The organism is Haladaptatus sp. AB643 (assembly GCF_024136975.1).
Lineage (GTDB): Archaea > Halobacteriota > Halobacteria > Halobacteriales > Haladaptataceae > Haladaptatus.
This window is the reverse complement of record NZ_JAMYJW010000004.1, coordinates 184,370-201,844: the sequence shown is the minus strand read 5'-3', so window position 1 is coordinate 201,844 and position 17,475 is coordinate 184,370. Positions and strand designations below refer to the sequence as shown.

General features: G+C 61.8%; 12 protein-coding genes. 4 read left to right on the top strand and 8 right to left on the bottom strand.

Going from position 1 to position 17,475, the window contains the following annotated elements; translation table 11 throughout:
• Positions 1 to 219: 219 nt before the first annotated feature.
• Positions 220 to 954: a GNAT family N-acetyltransferase gene (locus tag NKF25_RS10290; protein ID WP_253226585.1), complete on the top strand. Its 735-nt coding sequence runs from the start codon at positions 220 to 222 to the stop codon at positions 952 to 954.
• Between the two features lie 24 nt (positions 955 to 978).
• On the opposite strand, the gene gltB is transcribed toward NKF25_RS10290, so the two are convergent.
• The 5 genes from gltB to NKF25_RS10265 form a co-directional block, all read right to left on the bottom strand.
• The gene (gene gltB, locus NKF25_RS10285; protein WP_253226584.1) at positions 979 to 5,484 is read right to left on the bottom strand and encodes a glutamate synthase large subunit; all 4,506 of its coding nucleotides are present in this window, start codon (positions 5,482 to 5,484) and stop codon (positions 979 to 981) included.
• A gap of 215 nt (positions 5,485 to 5,699) precedes the next feature.
• Entirely contained in the window at positions 5,700 to 6,200 is a 501-nt protein-coding gene (locus NKF25_RS10280; protein WP_253226583.1) for an Lrp/AsnC family transcriptional regulator, read from the bottom strand.
• A 243-nt stretch (positions 6,201 to 6,443) separates the two neighbouring features.
• Positions 6,444 to 8,570, bottom strand: a complete 2,127-nt coding sequence (ppk1, locus tag NKF25_RS10275) for a polyphosphate kinase 1 (protein ID WP_253226582.1) — start codon at positions 8,568 to 8,570, stop codon at positions 6,444 to 6,446.
• A gap of 25 nt (positions 8,571 to 8,595) precedes the next feature.
• Positions 8,596 to 9,285, bottom strand: a complete 690-nt coding sequence (locus tag NKF25_RS10270; protein ID WP_253226581.1) for a metallophosphoesterase family protein — start codon at positions 9,283 to 9,285, stop codon at positions 8,596 to 8,598.
• 142 nt (positions 9,286 to 9,427) lie between these two features.
• Positions 9,428 to 11,071, bottom strand: a complete 1,644-nt coding sequence (locus NKF25_RS10265) for an AMP-binding protein (RefSeq protein ID WP_253226580.1) — start codon at positions 11,069 to 11,071, stop codon at positions 9,428 to 9,430.
• A gap of 221 nt (positions 11,072 to 11,292) precedes the next feature.
• Between NKF25_RS10265 and NKF25_RS10260 the strand changes: the two genes are divergently transcribed.
• Positions 11,293 to 12,180 (top strand): ABC transporter permease subunit, encoded by an 888-nt coding sequence (locus NKF25_RS10260; RefSeq protein WP_253226579.1) that lies wholly within the window; start codon positions 11,293 to 11,295, stop codon positions 12,178 to 12,180.
• Positions 12,181 to 12,194: 14 nt separating this feature from the next.
• On the opposite strand, the gene proS is transcribed toward NKF25_RS10260, so the two are convergent.
• Positions 12,195 to 13,652 (bottom strand): proline--tRNA ligase, encoded by a 1,458-nt coding sequence (gene proS / locus NKF25_RS10255; RefSeq protein WP_253226578.1) that lies wholly within the window; start codon positions 13,650 to 13,652, stop codon positions 12,195 to 12,197.
• 185 nt (positions 13,653 to 13,837) lie between these two features.
• Positions 13,838 to 14,299, bottom strand: coding sequence for an 8-oxo-dGTP diphosphatase (locus tag NKF25_RS10250; RefSeq protein ID WP_253226577.1), 462 nt, complete (start codon positions 14,297 to 14,299; stop codon positions 13,838 to 13,840).
• Between the two features lie 91 nt (positions 14,300 to 14,390).
• Between NKF25_RS10250 and NKF25_RS10245 the strand changes: the two genes are divergently transcribed.
• A complete protein-coding gene (locus tag NKF25_RS10245; protein ID WP_253226576.1) occupies positions 14,391 to 14,780 on the top strand; it encodes a hypothetical protein in 390 nt (129 codons plus the stop codon).
• Here the strand turns inward: NKF25_RS10245 and NKF25_RS10240 are convergent.
• Positions 14,777 to 15,253 (bottom strand): hypothetical protein, encoded by a 477-nt coding sequence (locus NKF25_RS10240; RefSeq protein ID WP_253226575.1) that lies wholly within the window; start codon positions 15,251 to 15,253, stop codon positions 14,777 to 14,779. The genes NKF25_RS10245 and NKF25_RS10240 overlap by 4 nt on opposite strands.
• Before the next feature lie 300 nt (positions 15,254 to 15,553).
• On the opposite strand from NKF25_RS10240, the gene NKF25_RS10235 reads away from it, so the two are divergent.
• Entirely contained in the window at positions 15,554 to 17,470 is a 1,917-nt protein-coding gene (locus NKF25_RS10235; RefSeq protein ID WP_253226574.1) for a beta-CASP ribonuclease aCPSF1, read from the top strand.
• Positions 17,471 to 17,475: the final 5 nt, after the last annotated feature.

Here is a 17,475-nt window from a genome sequence, read left to right as displayed (position 1 = left end):
AAGTGGGGGTGGGCGGACCGAACGGACCGCCGTCGGTGGCGACACCGCAAAACTGGACGGTTGGCCGGGAAGAAAGCGATATGCTGGAGGAGAATTTTCACATCGAGTAACTATCGCCGTTGAGACGGGCCATCGAAAGATAATCTCGCTCCAGAACGATGCATGTGCAACAGATGCGGCCGGTAGAATGTTTATTGTTCATCCCGGAGTAGGCCAAGTATGCAAGTGCGCGAAGCGCGAACCGAGGACATCGCTGGAATCCAAGACGTCGCAGAGAAGTCGTTGACTGCCTCGTACTCGCACTTTTTGGACGACGAGGTGATCGAACACGCCATCGAGGAGTGGTACGACGACGAGAATCTGGAAGGCGAGTTCCAGAGCAGGGGCACGCTGTACCTCGTCGCGCTCGACGGCGGCGACGTGGTCGGGTTCACCCAGAGCGAAGTACTGCCCGACAGTCCGGAAGGGAACATCCTCTGGCTCCACGTCGACCCCGATCGACGCGGTGAGGGGGTCGGGACCAAGCTTCTCGGCCAGACGAAGGAGAAACTCGAAGACAAGGGCGTCGAGAACCTCTCGGGGCTCGTTCTCGAAGACAACGAGGACGGCAACGAGTTCTACCGCGAACACGACTTCACCAAGGTCGGCGAGCGCACGGCCGAAATCGGCGAGGCGACCTACACCGAGAACGTCTACGCGGAGAGCGACGAACCGATACTCGAAGCCCGCGAGTTCGACGGCGAAACCCGATACATCAACCACTCCGAGAGCAGTCGCGGCTCGAAAGCGCCGTTCTTCGCCGTGTTCAACGACGAGGACTGCGAGGAGCGCTACGGCTACTACTGCTCGAACTGCGAGACGCTCGACAACGCGATGGACAGCATGGAACGCATCGAGTGTAACGAATGTGGCAACAAGCGAAAGGCGGCGCGGTGGGACGCGGCCTACCTCTAACTCTAAAAAGTCGAACTCCCTTTTTCAGTCGTCAGACGGGACGCGAAACCCCGAGGATCGACGGACCGCGGGCACCGGACGGGGTGGCGACGTGCGAACGTCTTCCTTCCCTTCCTCGATGGCCTGCCGGTACGCGTCGGGCATGATTTTCACGAACGAGACGGAGTCCCACTCGTCCAACAGCGACAGCGCCGTTTCGCTCCCGGTCGCGGCGGCGTGGTTCTCGACCAGCCGCCGAACGACCTGCTCGTCGCGCTCGTCCATGTCCGACGAGAGCGTCACGGTCTCGTCGTTGACGCGCTCCCGGAACGCATCGTTTTCGCCGTCGTCCAGCACGTAGGCCACGCCACCGGTCATCCCGGCGGCGAAGTTCTCGCCCGTCTCGCCGAGGACGACCGCGACGCCGCCGGTCATGTACTCACAACCGTGGTCGCCGACGCCCTCGACGACAGCTTTCGCGCCACTGTTCCGAACGGCGAAGCGCTCGCCTGCGACGCCGTTGACGTACAGTTCGCCCTTGGTCGCGCCGTACAGCGCGACGTTGCCGATCACGATGTCGCTCGCATCGTACGCGGCTTCGTCCGGCGTATCGACCACGAGTCGCCCGCCGGAGAGACCTTTCCCGACGTAGTCGTTGGCCGCGCCCGTCAGGAACAGGTCGAGACCGGACTGGGCGAACGCGCCGAAGCTCTGGCCCGCGTAGCCGTCGAAGTGGCAGGTGACGGACCCGTCCGGCAGGCCCGCTTCGCCGTGGACCGCCGAGATTCGACCCGAGAGCATCGCGCCGATGGACCGGTCCTGATTCGAAATCGTGCGTTCGAGTTCGACCGATTCGCCGTCCTCGATGGCCGGTCGCGCCGCATCGAGCAGGTCGTGGTCGATGTGGTCGTCCAACTCGTGATCCTGTTCCTGCGTTTTGGTACGACCGTCGCCCGTCGGTTCGGCGAGAACGCGCGAGAGGTCGAGACTGCGCGCCTTCGGGTGGTCGGTCTCGCGCTGGCGGAGCAGTTCGACGCGTCCGACCATCTCCTCGATGGTCTCGAAGCCGAGTTCGGCCATGATCTCCCGGAGTTCCTCGGCGATGAAGACCATGTAGTTGATGACGTGGTCGGGTTCGCCGGGGAACCGCGCCCGGAGGTCCTCGTCCTGCGTGGCGATACCGACCGGACAGGTGTTCTCGTGGCAGTTACGCGCCATCACACAGCCGCTGGTGACCAGGCTCGCCGTCCCGAACGCGTACTCCTCCGCGCCGAGGAGGGCCGCGACGGCCACGTCGCGGCCCGTCTTCAGGCCGCCGTCGACGCTGACGCGGATGCGCGAGCGAAGGCCGGTCTGTCGAAGCATCTGGTTCGCCTCGGCGAGGCCGAGTTCCCACGGCAGGCCCGCGTTCTTGATGGACGTGCGCGGACTCGCACCGGTGCCGCCGGAGTGCCCCGAGATGTGGACTACGTCGGCCTTGGCCTTCGCGACACCGGCCGCGACGGTGCCGACGCCCGCCTCCGAGACGAGCTTCACGTTGACCTCCGACCCGTCGCTTCCCGCCTTCAGGTCGTAGATGAGCTGTTTCAGGTCCTCGATGCTGTAGATGTCGTGTTGTGGCGGCGGCGAGATGAGGCCAACGCCCGGCGTCGCGTGGCGGACGTGAGCGATCATCTCGTTCACCTTCTTTCCGGGGAGGTGACCGCCTTCGCCGGGCTTCGACCCTTGAGCCATCTTGATCTGCACTTCGTCGGCCGATTGCAGGTACCGACTCGTGACGCCGAACCGCGCGCTCGCGACCTGTTTTACCGAGCACTCGCGCTCGGTGTCGAACCGCTCGGGCGGTTCGCCGCCCTCGCCGGTGTTGGACTTGCCGCCGATTCGGTCCATTGCGATGGCGTTGTTCTCGTGCATCTCGGGCGAGAGCGACCCGAGGCTCATCGCCGCCGTCGAGAAGCGGGTGACGACGTCCTCGACGGGTTCGACCTCCTCGACCGGAATCGACTCGCGCGCTTCGGTGTCGAATTCGAGCAACCCGCGGAGCGTCTGGAGCGTCCCCTGCTGGTCGTTTATACCCTCGGCGAACGTCTCGTACTCCTCGATGTCGTTCTTCCGAACGGCACGCTGGAGCGCACCGACGGATTTCGGGTTCCACTGGTGGTGGATTCCGTTCGAGCGGTGTTCGTACTCGCCCTTCCGTGCAACCTTGGGGTCGTCGAACGCCGCCTCGTGGCGTTCGCGCACGTCGTCCTCTATCTCCTCTACGCCGATGCCTTCGGTGCGGTTCTCCGTCCCGGCGAAGTACTCCTCGACGAACTCGCCGTTCAGGCCGACCGCCTCGAAGATTTGGGCACCGCGATAGCTCTCGACCGTCGAGATTCCCATCTTCGCCATCGTCTTCAGCAGGCCCTTCTCCAGCGCCGTGACGTATTTGTCGATGGCTTCGCCCTCGTCAGCGCCGTCCGGCCCGGCCACCAGATCAGTGATGGTCCGGTAGGCGAGGTAGGGGTTCACCGCACCCGCGCCGTAGCCGACGAGCGTGGAGAGGTGGTGAACCGTTCTCGGGTCGCCCGACTCCACGACGAGGCCGGTCCTGGTTCGCAGTCCCTCGCGCACGAGGTGATGGTGGACCGCGCTCGTGGCGAGCAGGGAGGGAATCGGAACCCTGTCGGCCGTCGTCGCCTTGTCCGAGAGCACGACGATTTCGGCACCCGATTCGACCGCGTCCTTCGCCTCCTCGCGCACCCGTGCGACCGCCGTTTCGAGGTCGCCATCGGCGTCGAAGGTGATGTCCACGACTTCGGTCGGGAAGTCCGTCCCCTTCACGTTCGCCAGTTCCTCGTCGGTCAACACGGGCGAATCGAGGACGAGTTGTCGGGCGTGGGCGGGCGACTCGTCGAGGAGGTTCCGCTGGCGACCGAGACGGGTTTCGAGGCTCGTCACCAGTTCCTCGCGGATGTAGTCGATGGGCGGGTTCGTCACCTGTGCAAACAACTGTTTGAAGTACGAGAACAGCGGCCGGTCGAAGTCCGACAGGACGGACAGCGGCGTGTCGTCACCCATCGACCCCACCGGGTCCTTGCCCCCTCGGGCCATCGGTTCGAGGAGTTCGCTCAGTTCGTCGTGGGTGTACCCCCAGACGGCTTGCCGGGCGCGGAGCGGGGAGGAGTCACCCGAACCGATATCGTCCTCGTCGAGGAAGTCCTCCAGATCCCCGGAACCATCCCAGTCCGAATCCGTTTCCTCGTCCAGTCGAACTTGCTCCTCGGCGACCCACTCGGCGTACTTCTCGTCGGTCAGGTCGTCGAACACGTCCTCGTCCGAGACGAGACCGCCCTGCTCGGGGTCCGCGAGGAATAGCTGTCCAGGCTTGAGGCGACCCCGCTCGACGACTTCGTCCGGTTCGAGGTCGAGCGCTCCGGCCTCGCTGGCCATCACGAGTCGGTTGTCGGTCGTCACGTCGTAGCGGCACGGACGCAGGCCGTTCCGGTCGAGCACGGCACCGACGCGGTCGCCGTCCGTCGCGGCGACGAGCGCCGGGCCGTCCCACGGTTCGATGAGGGAGGCGTGAAAGTCGTACCACGCGTTCCGGTCGCCGTCGGTTCTGTCGCGCCACGCTTCGGGCACCAACATTCGGAGGGCGTGGGGGAGTTCCCGTCCGTCCTGCATGAGGAGTTCGAGGACGTTGTCCACGACCGCCGTGTCGCTCTGATCGAGCGTCGTCACCGGCGTGACTCGGTCGATGTCGTCGCCGAGCACGTCGCTTTCGAGGTCCGTCTCGCGCGCCGCCATCCAGTTGCCGTTCCCCTGAATCGTGTTGATTTCGCCGTTGTGGATGACGCGGCGGTAGGGGTGAGCGAGTCGCCACGCGCCGAGCGTGTTCGTGGAAAACCGTGCATGAACCAGGGCGAGGGACGATTCGAACAGTTCGTTACGGAGGTCGGGGAAGTAACCGCCCAGTTGGTCACCCTTGAGCAGTCCCTTGTACACGAGCGTCTTCCGGTCGAGCGAGCAAACATAGAACTCCTCCGCGTCCTCGCGCGCCGCGACGGTGTTCTCCAGTGCGCGCCGGGCGACGTACAGCGTCCGGTCGAACTCCTCGACGTCCATCTCCTCACCCGGTGCGACGAAACACTGTTCGATGACGGGTTCCGAGTCGAGCGCCGTCTTTCCCAAATCCCCGTTCTCCGTCGGCACCGTTCGCCAGTCGAAGACGGTCACGCCCTCCGACTGGAGCACGTCCTCGACGGTTTCTTTCAGTTCGGCGCGGAGTTCGTCGTCCTGCGGAAGGAACAGTTGGCCGGCGGCGTACGTCTCCGGCAGGTCGGTGCCGAGTTCGACCGCGAAGAAGGCGTCCGGTCGTTGAACGAGGATTCCGGCACCGTCCCCGGTGTTCGATTCTGCGCCCGTCGTGCCGCGATGTTCGAGGTTGGCGAGTAGCGACAGGCCGTCGGTTACGATTTCGTGGCTGGTGTGGGCGTCGAGGTCCATTACGACACCGACACCGCAGTTCGACCGCTGGTCGGTCGGATCGGCGAGGAAGTCAGTCATATGCGAGCGCATGACAAACACACATAAGAGGTTTCTCCTGAAGGGGAAAGGGTGTGCTATTGTCAATATGTGTTCCTTATATATTGGACGGACGTGTGATAGAAAGGCAAGGAAATGAAACTAATAGAGATATTATGGCGAAAGGGAGGAGAAATATCTCCATATGCGTGCTGTCTCTACAAATAGTCAATGCTGTTCTTTTCGCTCTTTTCGTTCTATTCGCTCTCGATGAGTGCCATCAAATCCTCATCGTCGTAGTTGACCAGGAGTCTCGATTCGTCCTTGAAGGTTCGAAGCGCGATCTGTGTCGAGGAATGTTCGACCCCATCGGTGTGGATGATGTCGTCGATGTACTCCTGCAGGTGGTCGTGGTCACGCAGGTGAGCGATGACGGTGAACGACTTCTCCCCGAGCATGAAATATACCGTTTGGACGCCGGAGATGTTCGTGAGGCACTCGCCAATCTCGTCGTATCCGGGGCCGTAGTCGCTCTTGATTTCGCTGATGACGGTGAGCTCCAGACCGAGCTCCCGCGCGTCGAGTTTCGAGACGGTTCCCGCGAGGATTCCCTGTTTTCGATACTTGTCTAGCCGATAGTACACGGTAGAGGTACTGATATCGAGTTCATCGCTCACTTCGTCGACGTCGATATCCCCCTCTCTGTCGAGCCATTGAAGGATTTTAAAGTCTTTTTCGTCTAGATTGACTTCGGCCATATCTAACTGATTGTAGCCGGGTTTCTAAAACTTTGCTAACGATTCCTGCGTTGGTTGAATGGTGATCCTATGGATTTCAACATATGATATTTGATATTATTATCACAAAATACGCAACTTTTCGTATATTACCCGCTTCCCCACCATCATCTACCTCTCTTTTATATCATATTGTATAAATAACTTTGTGAATATTTGCAGTGAAGGGAAACGTGTTCGACAACCGATGGACGTTCGGGGAGGCTACGAATCGTTCGTCCTATTCGTCCGTCGCATCAGAATCTCGTGTGTGTCTACCGTCGGTTCGTCGTCACCCGGTCGCCGTTGGTGATAGCCCCCATCGGACTCCATCTCCCAACAGCGTCGATTGTCGGCGAGCATGGATTCCAGGATGGTCGAGAGTTCCTCCCGAAGCGTCGAATCCCGCACCGGCGCGATGGTTTCGACTCGATTGTCGAGGTTTCTGGTCATCCAGTCGGCCGAACCGATGTAGTAGTCCGGGTCGCCGTCGTTACCGAAATAGAAGATCCGGGAGTGTTCCAGAAACCGACCGACGACGCTGTAGACGTCGACCGTCTCACTCAGTCCGTCCACGCCGGGTCGAAGCCGACAGATGTCCCGGACGATGAGGTCGATATCGACGCCGTCCATCGCCGCACGGTACAACTCTTCGACGATTTTCGGATCTTCGAGCGAATTCATCTTGGCGACGATTCGACCGTCCTCGCCCTCGCGGGCCAGTGCCGCCTCGTTTCGAATCGCCTCCGTAAACCGCTCGCGCATGTTCCCCGGCGCGATGAGCAGTTTTCGGTACTCCTCGTGGTGAGTATGGCCGGTGAAGAAGTTGAACAGGGCGCTCAGGTCCTGCCCGATCTTTCGGTCGGCGGTCAACAATCCGAGGTCGGTGTACGTCTTCGCCGTCTCCGAGTGGTAGTTCCCGGTTGCGATGTGCGAGTACAACCGGACGCCGTCTTCCTCCTCGCGGACGACGAGCGCGGTCTTGCTGTGTGTCTTGTAGCCGATGGTCCCGTAGGCGACGTGAATCCCCTCCTCCTCCAGTTTCTTCCCCCACTCGATGTTGTTCTCCTCGTCGAATCGAGCCTTGAGTTCGACCATCACCGCCACCTGCTTGCCGTTTCTCGCCGCCTCGATGAGGCTCTGGACCACCTTCGAATCGCTCGCGGTTCGATAGATGGAGAGTTTGATGGCGAGCACGTCGGGGTCGGTCGCGGCCTGACTCAGGAACTTCTGGACGGTGTCCTCGAAGGAGTGGTACGGATGGTGCACGAGCACGTCGTTTCGCCGAATCTCCTCGAAGACGTCCACTCGTTCGTCGGGCACGCCGCTGGTGAGTCGCGGATGTGGTTGTGGCGTCCACGGTGCGGACTTCAACTCGGGCCTGTCGAGGTCGGTCAGATCCATGAAATCGCGGAAATCCAGCGGTCCCGGGAGTTCGAAGACCTCGCGCTCGTCCACGTCCAACTGTTCCATCAGGAGGTCCCGAACCGCGTCGGGCATCCCCTCCTCGATTTCGAGACGGACGACGGTGGCGAACCGTCGTTCCCGCAGTACCGTCTCTATCATGTCGATGAGGTCCTCGGCGACCTCCTCGTCCTTCCCGACCTCCGCGTTTCGGGTGACGCGGAACGTCGAATGGTCGATGATTTCGGTGCTCGGAAACAGCAGGTCGAGGTTCGACCTGATGACGTCTTCCAGGGGGACGAACCGCGTTTCGTCCCCGATTCGCACGAGACGCGGCCGGTTTCGCGGAATCTTCACGCGCGAAAACGTCGGCTCCGAGTCCCCGTCCCGGCGGGTCAACACCGCGAGCGAGAGGCTCAAGTTGGAGATGAACGGAAACGGGTGGACCGGGTCGAACGTCAGCGGCGTGAGCGTCGGGAGCACCGACTGCTCGAAGTACTCCCGAAGGTCGTCGCGTTCCGCCGACGAAAGCGAATCGTAGGCGACGATGTCGATTCCCGCCGCCGCGAGTTCGTCGTGAATCACGTCCCGGTAACAGGCCGACTGGCGACGAAACATGTCGTGTGTCACGTCGAGAATCTCGTCTATCTGCTCCTCCGGCGTCCGACCGTCGGGCGATAGTTCGGTGACGTCCGCCGCCATCTGCTGTTTCAGGCCGCCGACCCGCTTGCGGAAGAACTCGTCCATGTTCGTCGTGAAGATGGCGAGAAACTTCACGCGCTCCAGCAGCGGGTTGCGCTCGTCTATCGCTTCGTGGAGCACTCGCTTCTGGAATTCGAGTTGACTCAACTCTCGGTTGAGGTAGTATTGCGGGTCACTGAGATCGATATCCGCGTTTTCAGCTCCCGATTCGTCGTCGCCGTCATCCGGTAACTCGTGTTGTGACATGACTACTCGCGGAGGACGGGTCGATTTATTGGGACCGAGGAGTGACGATGGAGTCGTCGCTTCTGTCCGCGTCCGTTCGCAACGATTCCTGTGTGACGAACTCGTCGCGGCGATAATCGTACGCGGTGAGTTCGCCGCCGTAGACACACCCCGTATCGAGACCGACGGCCCATTCGCGTTCGACCGGCCGTTCGAGCACGGTATGACCGAAGAACACCCGTCGCGGGCCGTCGTACCGCTCGAACCAGAACGGCCGGTCGTAGCTCCCGTCAGGGTCCATCGAACGCGTCGTTTCGAGGTCGTCCACGGAGTGCTCCGAAAGCGGTTTTCGCGGGTCAACCCCGCCGTGAACGACGAGCGCGTCTTCCCACGATATCGCCGCCGGGAACTCCCGGACGGACTCGATTTCGTTCTCGCCGAACTCGTCCAGTTCGACGTCCCCGTCGAGGAGTTTCTGCTCGTTGTTACCCCGAATCGACCGGAGGTTGTCGTTCTCCCGTACCAACTCGACGACGCCGAGGCTGTCCGGTCCTTTTCGAATCAGGTCGCCGACGAACACCACGAGGTCGTCGTCGCTCGGCGACAGTTCGTCGAGAAGCGATTCGAGTTCCGGCAGACAGCCGTGAACGTCGCCGACAACGTAGATATCCTCCCACTCGTCGGCGTCGATTCGCTCGTGTGGCACCCCATCGTCGAACGTTGGACTCGAAACCATTGTTGTAGTCGTGGCCGCTCACCGCAACGATAAACGGCCGCTTGGCGGGGAAAATCCGGTCTGCGGTATAAACGGTTTATAATTCCCGACCGTAGCGGTCTGATCGATACGTATGTGAATGAATATCAATAGCGGTGGGGATCTACTCCTCGGTCGCTCGACCCCGTAAATCCGTGCGCTGGATCTTGCCGGTCGTCGTCTGTGGGAGTTCGGCGACGAACTCGATTCGGCGGGGATACTCGTACGCCGCGAGGTCGTTTCGGACGAGGGTGCGTATCTCCTCCCGGAGCGACTCGTCCCCATCGACGCCGGAGGTGGGTTGGACGAACGCCGCGATTATCTCGCCGCGCGTTTCGTCCGGGATGCCGACGACGCCCACCTGTTCGACGGACGGGTGTTCGAGAATCGCCTTCTCGATTTCGCCGGGGCCGACCCGATAGCCGCTGGTGATGATGAGGTCGTCGTCGCGCGATTTGAACCAGATGTAATCGTCCTCGTCCTGCACCGCGAGGTCTCCCGTGAGGTGCCAGTCTCCGACGCGAACCGACTCGGTTTTCTCGGGAGCGTTCCAGTACTCCTCGAATATCGCCGGTTCGGTGGGGTTTCGGACCGCTATCTGGCCGACCTCGCCGCGGGGTAGTTCCGTCCCAATCTCGGGGTCCACGATGGCGACGTCGTGGCCCGGAACGGGTTTTCCCATGCTCCCCGGTTTCGCCTCGAACCAGTCGTGACAGTTGGCGACCAGCAGGTTCGCCTCCGTCTGGCCGTACAGTTCGTTCACCGTGACGCCCGCCAGTTCCTCCTCGGCCCACGCGAGGATTTCCGGGGTCAGCGGTTCGCCGCCGGTACTGATGGAATCGAGGTCGAGGTCGTAGGCGTCGGTCGGGTCGGACACCTCCATCATCATGCGGATGGCCGTCGGCGGGATGAACGCGTCCGTGACGCCGAACTCCTCCGCGATTTCGAACGCTTCTTCGGCGTCGAACTTCCCCATCGGATAGCCGACGACGGGGCGGCCGTAGTGCCACGACGGATACAGCAGGTCGCCGAGCGCGCCGATCCACGCCCAATCGGCGGGCGTCCACGCCACCGTCTTTCCGACCACATCCCGTTCGAAAACCATCGAGTACGTCGGGCAATGGCCGATCCAGACGTGGTGTCCGTGGAGCGCACCTTTCGGCGGTCCGGTGCTCCCGCTCGTGTACATGACGATGGCGGGCGTCTCCGGCGTCGTCTCGGCGAGTTCGAACGAGCGTGCTCCATCTCGGAGGAGGTCCTCGAAGTCGATTGCATCACCCTCGGCGTCGCCGTCCACCTCGACGACGTGGTCGAGGTTCGGACAGTCGTCCCGGACGTCCGCGAGCGTCGGTCGGACCGATGCGTCCACGACGGCGACCATCGCGCCGCTGTCGTCGAGTCGGTAGCCGAGCGATTCGGACCCGAACAGCACCGACAGCGGTATCGATATCGCGCCGAGTTTCCAGCACGCCAGATGGGTAATGGGGTTGGCCGGTTTCTGCGGAACGGCGACCGCTACCCGGTCGCCGAACCCGACGCCGAGGTTCGACAGGGCGTTCGCAACACGGTTGGACAGCACGTCGATGTCGTGGAACGTGTACGTCTCCCGTCGCCCGTCGGGGTACGCTTGGAACAGCGCCACCGACCCCTTCGGGTCGTCGTGCTTCCGGAGCAGGTCGTCCGCGATGTTGAACGACTCAGGCAGGTCCCACGAGAAGTTCTCACGGGTCGTTTCGTACGTGTCGTCGAGCGTGACGTACTTCGGCATGGTAACTGCTTACACGCGCGCGACTATCTAATCCAAGGTTCACATGTCACGGTCGGTGGCTGGCTACCCGATTCCGGTCGGTCCGTTTCGACTCATCCCGTCGAGGATGTATCTCTCCAGACGAAATTCTCGTCAAACTATAAATGGGGCTGAGAGAAAGTGCTCGTCATGAACGTACCGAACTCGACGGCCGCTATCGATCACAGTGGGGTGGCCCACGCATGAGTTGGATCGTCATCGCGCGCAAGGATTTCGAGGACGCCGTCCGTTCGAAGACGTTGTGGGTCATCACGGTCCTGTTCGTCGTCTTTACCGCGGGTGGCTTGTACGGCATTCAGTTAGCCTTCGAGGATCTGTCGGCGAACGCGGCCGTCAGGTTTCTCGACGTACCGGCGGGCCTGATCGTTCCGCTCGCGGCCATCGTCGTGGCGTATCTCTCCATCGCGGGTGAACGCGAGTCGGGGAGCATCAAACTCCTGCTCGGGCTACCGCACAGCCGACTCGATCTCGTTCTCGGGAAACTCGTCGGTCGAACGGCCGTCGTCGCGGTTGCGACGGTCGTCGCTTTCGCGAGCGCTGCCGTCGTCCTCGTCGTCTATTACGGGACATTTCCCGTCGTGAAACTCCTCCTGATGGGATTGCTCACGTTCCTGTTAGGGCTCGTCTTCGTGGCTATCGCCATCGGCCTGTCGGCCATGACCGCGAAACGGTCGCGGGCGATGGCGGGCGCGATAGGGTTGTTCTTCCTCTTCGAACTGCTGTGGAGTATCGTGACGACGGGCATCGCGTTGTTGTTTGACCTCGGGACGAGCGGCGGAAAGTTTCCGGCGTGGTACTACCTCCTTCAGCGCCTCAACCCGAAGAACGCCTACGGTATCGCCGCCAAAATCGTCGCTCCCATGAACAAGGATTACGCCATCACGTCGAACGGGAGCGGAAACGAGGCCCAGCAGACGACGGAAGCCGCGAAGAGCATGGCCGACACGGTCATCGGCGGGCACGTCCCGTTCTATCTCGATAACTGGTTCGCGTTCGTGATTCTCGCCCTGTGGTTGGTGTTGCCGCTCGCGTTCGGCTACTGGCGGTTCAAGCGCGTGGACGTGAGCTAAAAACGAACTTCCGTTCAGTACGACTTCGCGAAGTACGCCGTCTCCTCCGCTTCGTCGCCGCAGATGGAACACTCGTCGCCGCAGGGTTCCTCGTCTCGGTCGAGTGGCACCATGACGATTTCCGCCGAAATCTGGTCCTTGATCTCCGTCTCACAGTCCTCGTCGCCACACCACGCGGTCTTCACGTAGCCGCCGTGCTGGCCGATGGTGCCGAGGATGTCGGCGCGCGAGTCGGCCTCGCGGACGTTCTCCTCCAGGTTCTCCTCGGCCGCCTCGTACATCTTGTCGAACACGACGTCGAAGTGGTTTTCGATGGTTTCGGCGATGCCCGCGCGGTCCTCCACGACGTTCTCGCCGTCGGGGCGGTGAACGACCGTGATCTCGTCGTCTTCGACCTCGTGCGGGCCGATTTCGAAGCGGACGGGGACGCCCTTGAGTTCCCACTCGTTGAACTTGAAGCCGGGGTTGCGCTCGTCGCGGTCGTCGAGTTCGACGCGGACGCCCGCGTCTTCGAGGTCCTCCGCGATGCCCTCGGCGTACGAGAGCACTTCCTCGCGGTTCTCCTCCTGCCAGATGGGGACGATGACGACCTGCTCGGGCGCGAGCGTGGGCGGGCAGACGAAGCCCTGCTCGTCGCTGTGGGTCATGATGAGCGCGCCGAGTGCGCGCCACGACAGTCCCCACGAGGTGGTGTGGGCCACACGCTCGTCCTCGTTCTCGTCGGTGAAGTAGAGGTCGTACGCCTCCGCGAAGCCCTGCCCGAGGTAGTGGCTCGTCGCGCCCTGCACCGACTTGCCGTCGGGCATGAGCGCCTCGACGGTCGTCGTGGTGTCCGCACCGGGGAACTTGTCGTGTTCGGGCTTGCGGCCGGGCATGACCGGAATCGCCAGCACCTCCTCGAAGACTCGCTGGTACTGGTCGAGTCGGGTCATCGTCTCGTCCCACGCCTCGTCGCGGGTCTCGTGTGCGGTGTGACCCTCCTGCCAGAGGAACTCCTTCGTGCGGAAGAACGGCTTCGTATCCGTCGCTTCCCATCGGATCACGCTACACCACTGGTTGAGTCGGAGCGGCAGGTCGCGGTGGCTCCGGACCCACTGGCTCATGAACGGCGTGATGATGCTCTCGCTGGTGGGGCGGAACGCGAGACGCTCGTCGAGTTCGTCGTGTCCGCCGTGGGTCACCCACGCGACTTCCGGGTCGAACCCTTCCACGATGTCGCTCTCGCGTTCGAGGTAGCTCTCGGGGATGAGCGCGGGGAAGTAGGCGTTCTGCGCGCCCGTCTCCTTGAACCAGCCGTCGAGGCGGTCCTGCAGGCCCTCCCAGAGGGCATAGCCGCGGGGTCGGGTCACGATGAAACCGCCCATCGGCGCGTAGTCGGCGAGACCCGCCTTCAGAACCACTTCGGCGTACCAGTCGCCGGGACTGTACGATTTGGACTCGGTGATGCCGAGTTCCTGATCGTCGTTGCTCATTACTCCTACCCAGTCCGGATGCGGTCTTAAATGTCCTGAAGCAACGACACGGGGAGGTGAGTCGGGGTGGTTTCGGTTTTGTCGTGATTGCAGTTACTGAGAAGTGGTCCTCTCGGCTAATGCAATCACGACAAAACCAGAATCATACCCAAACTGATCTCTCCGCCGAATTTTCAACTTCCGTGTCAAAACTCCACGCCGGTCTCCAACTCCTCTTCGACCATCTTGTCCCCATCCTCGTCGAACCGGAACCACCCCGAAAACGTCTCGCCTGACAACAGAGACGGCATCCAGAGTTCGTCTTCCTCCCACATCTCGTCGTAGGGCATCTCATCGACGTCGAACCATCCCGGGTCCGCCTCTTCGGTCTCTCGCGGTGTCCCCGAAAACTCCTCGGCGCGGAAGACGTGGACGAACATCTCCGACTGCTCCCCGAAGACGAACTCGAACTCGCCGACCTTGGTCGGGTTCTCGACGGACACGCGAACCTCCTCTTGGACCTCCCGTACCGCGGCTTCGCGGGGCGTTTCGCCCTCCTCGACTTTTCCGCCTGGACCGACGAGTTTGCCCTCGCCGAGGCCGCGCTTCTTGCGGATGAGGAGGATTTCGTCGCCCCGAATCGGGTAACAGAGCGTCGCGGGTTGCATATCCCTCTACTGTCAGCGAACCGTACTGAAGGTTCCGAACCGACGGCTGGTGGAGCGAACCTTTTTGAATTCAATTATCCAACAAATAAATATGGGAATTCCAATCGAGGCCGCACCGGCCGGGGAGATGAGGCGCTGGTACAAGTGGCTCGGGTTGTTCGTGCTGGTCGCAAACGTCGGGTTGGTCGCCGTGTTCGGACTACAGGAACTGTCCGCGACGGGCCAACTCGCGCAGTTCTGTGTCGCCCTCGTCGCTGGCGTGCTGTTGATCCTGTCGAGTTTCGACCTGCCGTGGGGCGTCGAATGGTATCGCCTCGCCGGTGCGGGATACGTCTGTCTCGCGTCGCTGTTCCTGTTCAGCGGCGTCGATGCCGGACTGTGGATGCTCGCGGTGAGCTTCATCGGCGCACTCACGATAGCCACGTTCGGCTTCGACCTCGCACTCGGAGGCCGCTTTTTCCGGGCCAACACCGACGCTTAATCGACGGAAAACGGACTCTCTCCCTCCGTCCAATCCCACCCCGGCAGTCGCGTCTGAAACCCGGCGGCGAGGGCGGCGTCCAAGTCGTCCCTGCCCGCTTCCTCGTCGTCCAGATGGTGCATGATGTCCGCGTAGTGGAACGTGGCTTCGCCGAGCAGTCGGAACGGTTGATTCCCGGCGATCATCCCGGCGAGTTCCCGGCCGAGGAGTTCGTCCACGACGAACCCGGGGTAGTCCTCCTGCACGTCGAGGTCGCGGAGGAGGGCGACGAGCGCGGCGACGTTCACGGCGAGGTCCCCGTCGGCGAAGATGGCGTCCACTTCGGTCCGGTACTGCGGTTCTGACACCGAATCGACGTCCGTTCCGAACGCTTCGCCGAGGTTCGCTCGGACGTCGTTGATGAGCGCCACGACTTCGGTCCGCTCGCGGACCCATTCGTACTCGTCGGCGACCGTGGCGGGTGAGAGTTGCATAGGGGACCTGTCGTGTAGGATCACTTTAGGAGTTTTGAGAAAGCTTTTATAACCACACCGTTTAGTGGGTGATAAGCGGGTTTTCCTGTGTCATCCATGAGCAGATTGCTTTCGGAGACCGGGACCACATTATGCGCATTCATGCGTATCCGACAATCCCGCAGAACAAGCGAGACAATCTATGCTGTGCTGTATACGTCGTAGTGAACACGGTGGTTTTCCCCGCCGTCTGCGGCAATCCAAAATACGCCGGACCGACAGCATTCGCTCTCTCAACGGACGAAGCGGACTGTTTTCACCATGAGTAAAGTAGAGCAACAACTCGAAGACCTCAAAGCAACGATCACGAGCGAACTACCGAGCGACATTTCGGTATCTGACGTCAAATACGAAGGACCGGAACTCGTCGTCTACACGCGTGACCCGAAGAAGTTCGCGCGCAACGGCGACCTCATCCGAAAGTTGGCGAGCCAACTGCGAAAGCGCATCACGGTTCGTCCCGACCCCGATGTTCTTTCGCGTCCCGATACGGCTCGTAGCGAAATCCTCGACGTTATCCCCGAGGAAGCGGGCGTTACCGACCTCGATTTCCACGCCGATACCGGCGAAGTCGTCATTCAAGCCGAAAAACCCGGTATGGTTATCGGTAAACACGGCAGTACGCTCCGAGAAATCACACAGGAAGTCGGCTGGACGCCGGAAGTCGTCCGGACGCCGCCGATCGAATCCTCGACGGTCTCCAACGTCAGGAATTTCCTGAAACAGGAACGCGACGACCGACGCAACATCTTGGAGAAGGTCGGTCGCCAGATTCACCGCGAGGAGATGAGCAACGAGGAGTGGGTTCGCATCACGACGCTCGGCTGCTGCCGAGAAGTCGGACGCGCGAGCTTCATCCTCTCGACGCCCGAGACGCGTATCCTCATCGACTGCGGTGACAAACCAGGTTCCGACGACGTGCCGTACCTCCAAGTCGAGGAGGCACTCGGTGCGGGTGCGGCCACCATCGACGCGGTGGTGCTCACCCACGCTCACCTGGACCACAGCGCGCTCATCCCGCTCCTGTTCAAATACGGCTACGACGGCCCGATCTACACGACGGAGCCGACCCGCGACCTGATGGGTCTGCTCCAACTCGACTACCTCGACGTGGCCGCCAAGGAAGGCCGCGTGCCACCGTACGAGAGCGAAATGGTTCGGGAAGCGCTCAAACACACCATCCCGCTCGAATACGGCGACGTGACCGACATCGCCCCCGACGTGAAACTCACGTTCCACAACGCGGGCCACATTCTCGGCTCCTCGGTCACGCACTTCCACATCGGCGACGGACTGTACAACGTGGCGTTCTCGGGCGACATCCACTACGACGACACGCGCCTGTTCAACGGCGCGGTGAACGACTTCCCGCGCGTCGAGACGCTCATCCTCGAATCGACGTACGGTGGTCGCAACGACTACCAGACCGACCAGAAGGATTCCGAGGAGAAACTCAAGCGGGTCATCAACGAGACGTACGAGAAGGGCGGCAAGGTCGTCATCCCCGCGTTCGCGGTCGGTCGTTCACAGGAGATGATGCTCGTCATCGAGGAGGCGATGCGCAACGGCGACATCCCGGAGATGCCCGTCCACCTCGACGGGATGATCTGGGAGGCGACGGCGATTCACACGACGTATCCCGAGTACCTGCGTGATGATCTCCGGGACCGCATCTTCCACGAGAACGAGAACCCGTTCCTCGCCCCGCAGTTCAACCACATCGACGGCGGTGAGGAGGAACGACAGGACGTGGCGGACGGCGACCAGTGTATCATCCTCTCGACGTCCGGGATGGTCACCGGCGGCCCCATCATGTCGTGGCTCGAACACATCGGCCCGGACCCGGACAGCAGGATGGTGTTCGTCGGCTACCAGGCACAGGGTACCCTCGGACGCCGTATCCAGAGCGGATGGGACGAAATCCCGCTCAACGGACGCGGCAACCGGAGCAAGACGCTCAACCTCAAACTCGACGTGGAAACGGTCGATGGCTTCTCCGGCCACGCCGACCGCGCCGGTCTGATGAACTTCGTCAAGACGATGAACCCGCGACCCGAGAAGGTCCTCTGTGTCCACGGTGACGAGAGTTCGACCCAGGACCTCTCCTCGTCGCTCTACCACGAGTTCAACATCCGAACGTTCGCGCCGAAGAACCTGGAAACGTTCCGCTTCAAATAGAATCG